8 protein-coding genes are annotated in these 8,160 nt (G+C 64.2%); 1 reads left to right on the top strand and 7 read right to left on the bottom strand.

Translation table 11 applies throughout. The annotated features are described in order from the left end of the window. The 5 genes from ACR2JA_RS07195 to ACR2JA_RS07175 form a co-directional block, all read right to left on the bottom strand. Positions 1 to 1,391, bottom strand: a 1,391-nt coding sequence (locus tag ACR2JA_RS07195; RefSeq protein ID WP_434008417.1) for a glycosyltransferase family 2 protein, incomplete at its 3' end; no start/stop codon positions are given. Positions 1,392 to 1,446: 55 nt separating this feature from the next. After that, positions 1,447 to 3,111 carry a polysaccharide biosynthesis/export family protein gene (locus ACR2JA_RS07190; protein ID WP_434008416.1) on the bottom strand — a complete coding sequence of 555 codons (1,665 nt, stop codon included), beginning with the start codon at positions 3,109 to 3,111 and terminating at the stop codon, positions 1,447 to 1,449. Positions 3,112 to 3,177: 66 nt separating this feature from the next. Further along, positions 3,178 to 4,281, bottom strand: a complete 1,104-nt coding sequence (locus ACR2JA_RS07185) for a chain-length determining protein (protein WP_434008415.1) — start codon at positions 4,279 to 4,281, stop codon at positions 3,178 to 3,180. Further along, a complete protein-coding gene (locus tag ACR2JA_RS07180; RefSeq protein WP_434008414.1) occupies positions 4,278 to 4,946 on the bottom strand; it encodes an ABC transporter ATP-binding protein in 669 nt (222 codons plus the stop codon). The genes ACR2JA_RS07185 and ACR2JA_RS07180 overlap by 4 nt, the downstream gene beginning before the upstream one ends. Beyond that, positions 4,943 to 5,752 carry an ABC transporter permease gene (locus ACR2JA_RS07175; protein ID WP_434008413.1) on the bottom strand — a complete coding sequence of 270 codons (810 nt, stop codon included), beginning with the start codon at positions 5,750 to 5,752 and terminating at the stop codon, positions 4,943 to 4,945. Before ACR2JA_RS07175 ends, ACR2JA_RS07180 begins: the two co-directional genes overlap by 4 nt. A gap of 78 nt (positions 5,753 to 5,830) precedes the next feature. Here ACR2JA_RS07175 and galU point away from each other — a divergent pair, with 78 nt between their 5' ends. Further along, positions 5,831 to 6,718, top strand: coding sequence for a UTP--glucose-1-phosphate uridylyltransferase GalU (gene galU, locus ACR2JA_RS07170; protein WP_434008412.1), 888 nt, complete (start codon positions 5,831 to 5,833; stop codon positions 6,716 to 6,718). A gap of 6 nt (positions 6,719 to 6,724) precedes the next feature. Here the strand turns inward: galU and ACR2JA_RS07165 are convergent, their stop codons facing one another. After that, positions 6,725 to 7,525 carry an SAM-dependent methyltransferase gene (locus ACR2JA_RS07165; protein ID WP_434008411.1) on the bottom strand — a complete coding sequence of 267 codons (801 nt, stop codon included), beginning with the start codon at positions 7,523 to 7,525 and terminating at the stop codon, positions 6,725 to 6,727. Further along, a complete protein-coding gene (locus tag ACR2JA_RS07160) occupies positions 7,522 to 8,136 on the bottom strand; it encodes a Maf family protein (RefSeq protein WP_434008418.1) in 615 nt (204 codons plus the stop codon). The genes ACR2JA_RS07165 and ACR2JA_RS07160 overlap by 4 nt, the downstream gene beginning before the upstream one ends. Positions 8,137 to 8,160: the final 24 nt, after the last annotated feature.

Below are 8,160 nucleotides of genomic sequence, written 5' to 3'. Positions count from 1 at the left end.
GAGCGCTCGCCCTTGAATGAGGTGCTGCCCAGGTGGTGCACGAAGACGTCTGCGGCGATGAGGTTTTTCCAGCCCTTTTGCTGGGCGCGCTGGCAGAAGTCGTTTTCCTCGCCATAGCCACGGCCGAAGGCGGCTTCGTCGAAGTTGCCGACGTCGCTGATGCAGGCGCGGCGCATGTACATGCAGAAGCCCACGCCGGTGGGCGCCTCAACCGACTGACCGCTGTTGACGCTGGCGCACAGCTGGTCGAGTTCGGCGTAACCCATTTCCAGCGGCGCCGGGTTGTCGTGGTTGAAGCGGGGGTAGCTGCAGATGGTGGCGTTGTTGGACAGCGGGGTGATGGTGCCCGCATAGGGTTGCCAGCGGGCGGTTTCCAGCAGACGGTCGATCCAGTTGCCAAAGACTTCGGTGTCGGCGTTCAGGAGGATGACGTCGCGATCCAGGTGCAGGCCGAGACCGCGGTTGGCGGTGTAGACGAAGCCGTGGTTGATGCTGTTGTGCAGGAGCGTGAAATGCCCCTGGTCAGCGAGTTCCTGCAGGCGGGCCGTGAGTTCGGGGTCGGGGCTGGCGTCGTTGATGACGATGAGTTCAAAAGGCGTCTGGCACGGGGCGTCGAGCACGCTGTGCAGGCAGCGCAGGGTTTCGTCTCGTCCCGCGTAGACGGGCACGATGACGTCGATCCGTGCCTGCAAGGTCTGCGAACTGGACTGGGTGTCGTTCCAGTCGGCCGTGAAGGCCGCTGACAACGCCAGTGAGGCCGGTTCGTTGAGGTGGTCCCATTCGTCTGGCAGGGCCACACGGCCTTCGCTGCGCCCCATGCGCAGGTAGTGCACCAGGGGGTTGATGTTGCTGCGCGCGACGTCGGGGTAGGTGTGGAGGTAGAAGGCGAGGTCGAAGTCGGCGCTGGGTGAGATGCCGTCTTCTTTGCTGAACGCCAGGAAGTGCCGCAGTCCGTTGTAACGGATGAGGTGCCCTTTGGGGTGCTCGGCGCGGTAGTGGATTGGATCGAACCACTGGCAGGGTTGGCGGTCCTCGAAGCGTCCGACCTGCCAGTAGTGCAGGAAGGTGTTGACGAATTTGAGTTTGCCGGGTGTGCGCGAGCGGTAGTAGCGCGTTTCAAACAGGGGCGTGGGGTTGCGCCCCTCCCGCTGGCCAGCGCGCAAGAAGTGCATCAGCGGGTCGATGCCGGCTTCTGCCACGTCCGGGTTGGCTTCGAGGTAGTACTCGTCGTCGAAGAGTCCGGTGCATCGAACCTGCCAGGCCACATAACGAAGGTAGGGGCCGTGAAGTCCGACGCGCTTGGCGATCTGCCCGACCGACCACAGCCAGGCCAGGAACGCGGAACCGGCGAGGGCGCGTACCTTGGCGTAGGCGGTGGAGACAGATGTCATGACTGAGCGTGCGTGGCCGCGGGGAGGCCACAGGGGCAGGCCGGCTGTGCCGGCATCACAGGCCGAGCGCGATCTTCGCGGTGACGGCCACCTGGTAGATGATCTGGACCATTTCTTTCCAGAACTGACGGTTCTTTTCGTCCACCTTGGGCAGCACCAGGATCTGGTCGCCGGAACGGACGTCTGGGCTTCGGCTGGAGATGTCGGTGGACGTCTGTTCAAAGCTGCCGTCGCTGCGGGCGATGACGATGCGCGAGGTGTCCGCGCTTTGTGCATAGCCGCCAGCGCGGGCAATGTAGTCGCTCAGGCCCATGTCCTTGGAACTGGCCACTGCGGTGGGGAACAGGACTTCGCCGCTGATGAGGACCAGGCCATCCTTGACGGGGACGCGCAGGACGTCGCCGTTTTCGAGCAGCAGGTCGTCGCGCTGGCGGGCTTGCGCAATGAGGACCTGGCCCAGGGGTTCGATGCGCTTGGCGCGCTCCACCCACTGGAGGGTGAGGTCGGCTTCCTGCTTGCGCAGGACGGCTTCGTCGTTGGAGCCGCTGCGGGCGGTGAGAAGGCTGTTTTCGAGGCTGTGCAGTGAGGTGGCGAGCAACTGGCGCTGCCGTTCCTTGACGCTCTTGCGATAGAGCTGGACGCTGGTGGTGTCGGAGCGTTCGTTGAATTCGATGCGCTTGAGCAGATCGCCCAGTCGCGAGCCGTAGGGGAGCACGTATTCCTGTGCGCTGGCGTGCTCACCTTCGACCCGGACGCTGATGGTGCCGGGCTTTTTGTCGGCAGTGAATTCGATTTCGTCACCGTTGCCCAGGGTCATGTTTGAGGCGTCGGCGATGGGCACGTATTCGACGTTGCGGATGGCGCCGGTGTTGCGAACGATGCGCACATGGGTGGCTTGAGAGCTGGGCTTGGCCAGGCGCGAGAGGCCGGCCACGGTGATGCCGGGGCCGGTGAATTCGAAGCGCTGGGGCGTGCTGGCCATGCCGCTGACTTTGACGGTGCTTTGCCGTGGCTGGACAAACACGACATCGCCATCGGCGAGTTGCTGCAACGGCATGCGGCCGTCGAGCAGGAAGTCGTACAAATTGTGGGTGCCGCGGACGGTGCTGCCGCGTTTGACCTGGACGTTGAGGAAGCTGCCGCGGTCGGCGTCGATGCCGCCGGCCTGGTCGAGGTACTGGAGCAGGCTGTCCATGCTGGTGCCGTTGTACAGGCCGGGGCGCCGGACGCTGCCACCGACAAACACGCGCACGGGTTGCGCAGCGGCCAGGCTGGCGTAGCTGTTGACGTTGGCCCGGAACACCTTGCGGATGGACGAGTCCACCAGCTTCTGCAGATCGGCATTGCGCGTGCCTCGCACGGGCACCGGACCCGCGTGCGGCAGGAAGATGTTGCCTTGCGGGTCCACCGTCAGGACGGCGTCGTAAGTGAAGGCGCCCCACAGCCGCACCTGCAGGCTGTCGCCGGTGGCGATCAGGTAGTCGGGGTTGAATTGCGTGGGGCCGCTGCGCGCGAAGGCGCCGGAGAAGAGCTGCGCGCCGAACACATCGCTGCCGAGGTTGAGGCCTTTGTCTTCACTGGAGGGGGCGGCCACCGACAGCGTGGTGGGCGTGATCGTCACCGGGGTGGCGATGGCGGCTGCCGGCGCTGGAAAAATCGTGGCGCCAAGCTCGACCTGGGCGTTGGCGGTGCCGACCTGGGCCAGGAGGCTGAGGCCCATCCACAAAGGAATGACCCGACGCAGGAGGGTTGTGGCGAGAGGTTGTGGGTGCAGTGAACGCATGGATCAGTCCTGATGGTCGCGGACGATGGCCTTGAGCAACGCCACCACGCCGGTGGCCAGCAGGGCAGCCAGGGCGAAGACGATGATGTTGTAAAGGCGTCGGGGTTCCAGGGGGTACTCGGCCAGCGAAGGGCGCTGGATGACGGAGACTTTGCGCAGGGTGCGCGTCGCTTCGATGCGGCCTTTTTCCAGCGCCGTCAATGACGAGGTGTACAGCTCCTGGGTCAGCCGAGCGTCCAGCTCGAGCTGCTGGAACTCTTCCATGGTCTTGTTGAGCGCGCTGCCTTGGCTCGAGGCCAGCCGGCCTTGTTCGGTGCGCAATTGCTGTTCCTGAGCCTGGATCTGCAGGTTCAACTGTGCGACGTCGGCCGAGTCGGGGCTGAGGTAGCCCAGCATGGCCTGTCGCCGCGCTCGCAGATCGGAGAGTTGACCTTCAATGCGCGCCAGGATGGCGGCCACACTTTCGGCTTTGGCTTGTGGCGACAGCAGGCCTGTGCGGTTCTGGAACTGCAGCAAACGGGCACGTGACTGAGCTGATCGCTCGGCGGCCTTTTTCACTTCCCCTTCCAGAAACAGGACCTGGTCTTTCGCCAGCGACTGGGCCATGCCGTTGATGAAGGTTTCGCCTTCCTTCTGCAGTTCCTGGGCCATCCGTTGGGCAAATGCGGCGTCAAAGGCTTCGACGCGCAGGCGAAGTGCGCCGGACGCGTCATCGAGTTCGACGTGAACACGTTTCAGGTAGTAGTCGTGCAGGGATTCCACCGACACGTCCCGGCTCCAGAGGCGGGAGAGGATGTCGTGTTTTGGATCGCTGTAGTGGGCGCGCAGATCCAGCGAGGCTTGCAGCTTCTGCAGCATGTCGACGGTGAGCAGGTAGTCGCGCAGCAAGCGCGAATCGTTGTGGTTGCGGCTGCTGCCCAGCAGACCGGACAGGTCCAGCGATGCCACGGCGTTGCTGCCGGGCTGGTCCACGACGATGCGGGCTTCTGAAACGTAACGGTCGGATGCGACCAGTCCCCAGTACAGGCTGGCGCCGAGGATGGACGCGATGGCTGCGCTCCAGAGTCGGTGGCGTCCGATCAGGCGCCGGGTGGTGTCTAGGTTCATGCTTTTGGGGTGCTGTGCCGGTAGGCGTACAGCGCGTCGTCCAGTTGATCGAACCAGTGGGCTTGGCCACGGTCGATGAAGATGCCGGCCTGGCAGAATTCTTTGAGCGGTCCCTCCTGGTGAGAAACCATGATGACGCTGCCTGTTTTGATGACTTCCCTGAAGGCCTCGTTGGACTTTTTGCGGAACACGGTGTCGCCCACGGCTGTGAGTTCGTCGACGAGGTAGACGTCGAATCGGAAGGCCAGAGAAAGGGCGAACTTCAGGCGCGCACTCATGCCGGTGGAATAGGTGCCCACAGGTTCGTCGAATGCCGGTCCGAGTGCGCAGAAGTCTTGGACAAACGCCAGCAGCGAGGGCAGTTCATCGTCATGACCGAGCAAGCGGCAGACGAACTTGGCGTTCTGGCGACCGGTGAGTTGACCCTGAACACCCCCTGTCAGACCCAGTGGCCAGGAGACGCGACACAGGCGCTCAATAGCGCCACGGGTGGGTTTGTCAGCGCCCGCAATCAGGCGCAACAAGGTGGATTTGCCTGCGCCATTGGCGCCCACCAGACCGACGCTGCAGCCACGGGGGATGCTGATGTCAACATCCTTGAGCACCCACGGCCCCGGACCGTGCGTGGTCCGGTAGCGCTTGTGGACATGATCGATGCGGATCATAGGCTGATGAGTCGGGTTTGGAGGTGGCGGTGCAAGGCCAGTCCAAAAAACAGGTTCACCAGGGTGAAGCCCATGAGGTACGAGAAGCTCACCTGGTCGGCGACGTAGTAACCGGGGAAAAAACCTGAGCGCAGCAGTTCGATGCCGTGCGCCACGGGGTTGAGCAGCACGACGTCGCGCATGGGCGGCGGCAATTGGGAGGGCGAGAACACGACCCCCGAAAGCAGGTACATGGGCATGCTCAGGAGGTTGGTGAAACGCCCGACCTCAGGTCCCAGCACTGTGGCAGCGGACAGCACCAGACCCGTGCCGAGCCCGAACAGCCACAGCGTCAGGACGCAGAGGAACGGCATCAGGGGCGCGGACGGTAGAACATCGTGATTCAGCACGGACAGCAGACACATGAACAGCACGGCGACCAGAATCTGTATCCAGCCTTCGAGCACGCAGCGCGAGAGGATGGGGTCGATCGGTTTGACCTGTCGGTACACCAGCAAAGCGCGGTTGGTGCCCAGTGTGGCCGGTGATTTGAAGGCGGGGTTGCTGAAGAACCGGAATCCGATCAGGCCAAGTGCAACGAACAAGGCTGCGTCAGCGTCGCCAAATTCGCGGCCTCTGAAACCAGTCATCACATAGGTGATCATGGCGATATGCAGCATGGGTTCTAGCACCAGCCAGACCCAGCCTGCGCGCTGTGCCGAAATGCGGGCCACGGCTTCGCGCAAGAACAACGCTTTCCACACACTCAAAGCGACGGCGATGTGGCTACGGCGCGCTTTATGATCGCCTGCTGGAGTGGTGGACATTCACCCATTTTACTGACCGTGCTGTGGGCCACATGATGTGGCGGCCTGTTGGCAGCAGCGATTTCCAGGGAGCAGAGAGTGCCAGAGATCAACAAAGCCGTTTTTCCCGTCGGTGGACTCGGTACCCGATTCCTGCCTGCCACGAAGGCCATTCCCAAAGAAATGCTGCCGGTGGTGGACAAGCCTCTGATCCAGTACGCGGTGGAGGAGGCCTATGCCGCGGGCATCCGGCAGATGATTTTCATCACCGGGCGCCACAAGCGTGCGATTGGTGATCATTTCGACGCTGCTTTCGAGCTGGAGTACGAGCTCGAGAAAGGCGACAAGCAGGAGTTGCTGGAGTTGGTACACGCCATCAAGCCCGACGACATGGCCTGCAACTTCATCCGCCAACCCCGACCGCTCGGTTTGGGGCACGCCGTGCTGTGCGCAGAGCCGGTGGTGGGTGATGAGCCTTTTGCGGTGCTCCTCGCCGACGATCTGATGCTTGGGCGCGATCAGCATCAGGGCGGCACGACGGTGTTGCAGCAGATGGTGCAGGCTTACGCTGAAAGACCGGGGATCGTATTGGCTGTGCAAGACGTTCCACGCGCCGAGACGCGTCGCTATGGCGTGGTGGATGTTCGGGGTGTGAACGAGACCGCGGCCGAGGTGTTTGGCATGGTGGAAAAGCCGGTCCCAGAGGTGGCGCCTTCCACCTTGGCTGTGGCGGGTCGCTACATCCTGACGCCCGGGGTGTTCGACAGCATCCGCCGTCAGCCGCGCGGCGCGGGTGGCGAGATCCAGCTCACCGACGGCATTGCCGCCCTGATCGGGACCGAAAAGGTCTACGCCTTTCGCTACGACGGCAAGCGCTACGACTGCGGCAGCAAGGAAGGGTTCCTGGAGGCCACGATCGACTTGGCACTGGCCGATCCGAAGCTGGGGCCAGCGGTGCGAGCACACATGATGAAAGCGCTGGGCTGAGCGGCTTCAGCGCCCCAGCAGGAAGACGGTGGGCAGGTCCAGCGCAAGCTGCTGGGCCAGCGACTGTCGCTTCCAGTCGCTGATGACGGCGCTGCGCGTGATCTGTTGCGGCAGTGTCATGCCGCAACAGGCCGCCAGGCGCGTGTGGGGGTGCAGGTTTTGCAGCAGGGCCTGCAGCAGCGCGGCGTTGCGGTAAGGCGTTTCAATCAGGATTTGCGTCTGGCCGGTTTTGAGGGCCAGTGCTTCCAGGTCCCGCAGCCGGCGTGCCCGCTCGGTGTTTTCTTGCGGCACATAGCCGACGAAGGCGAAGTTCTGCCCGTTGAGGCCGCTGGCCGCCAGGGCCAGCATGAGCGATACCGGCCCCGTGAGCGGATGGACCACCAAGCCCAGCGTGTGTGCCGCCCGGACGATGGAGCTGCCGGGGTCGGCAATCGCCGGCATGCCAGCTTCGCTGACCAGGCCCATGTCGTGACCCTCTTGGGCTGGCGCCAGCAAGGCCAGGGCTTCGCGATCGCCATCGCCGGCGGTTTGGTGGTCGCCCTTTTTATGGGCCTGCCGGGGCAGTTCTGAGATGTGCTGCGCCTGCAGTGGTGCGGCCAGGGGGTACAACGGCTCCACCCGTTTGAGGAAAGCGCGGGTGCTCTTGGCGTTTTCGGTGATCCAGTGCGTCAGCCGCGCGGCGGTGCGCAGGGTGTCGTCGGGCAGCCATTGGGTGAGCGGCGCCATGGCCTCACCTGTGGGTGGTGTGCAGCCAAAGTCCAGCGGGGTGGGCACCAGGTAGAGGGTGCCCAGGCGGCGGGCGTTCACAGCACGGGCACGCCAGCGGCGCGGATCATGCGGCAGGTGCGGATCAGCGGCAACCCGACCAGGGCCGTCGGGTCGTCGTTGTCAATGCGTTCCAGCAAGGCGATGCCCAGGCCCTCGCTCTTGGCGCTGCCGGCGCAGTCGTAGGGTTGCTCGATGCGCAGGTAGTGCTCGATTTCCGCATCCCCGAGATCGCGAAACACCACGGCCACCGGGGCCAGATCGACCTGTTCAAAGCCGGTGGCCAGGCAGACAACGGCCACGGCGGTCTGGAACACCACGGTCTGCCCCCGCATGCGCTGCAACTGGGCCACCGCACGTTCGTGTGTGCCGGGTTTGCCCAGTGGCTCGCCGTGGAGGTCGGCCACCTGGTCGCTGCCGATGACCACCGCTTCGGGGTGGCGCTGTGCCACTTCACGCGCCTTGGCCAGTGCCAGCCGCCGTGCCAGATCGGCGGGCGCCTCGCCCGGCCGGGGGGTTTCGTCCACTTGAGGGCTGTCGGTGCTGAAGGCGGTGCCCAAGCGGCTGAGCAGTTCTTTGCGGTAGCGGGACGTCGAGCCCAGAACCAGGGCTCGCGTTGGTGTGTGGACGGGGGGCAGGGTGGCTTCTGGCATGGCCGCTATTGTCATTGCATCGAC

Source organism: Hydrogenophaga sp. (assembly GCF_051007235.1).
Taxonomy (GTDB): domain Bacteria; phylum Pseudomonadota; class Gammaproteobacteria; order Burkholderiales; family Burkholderiaceae_C; genus Hydrogenophaga.
Note: the sequence above shows the minus strand (reverse complement) of the source record. Positions and strands in the feature narration are given on the sequence as shown.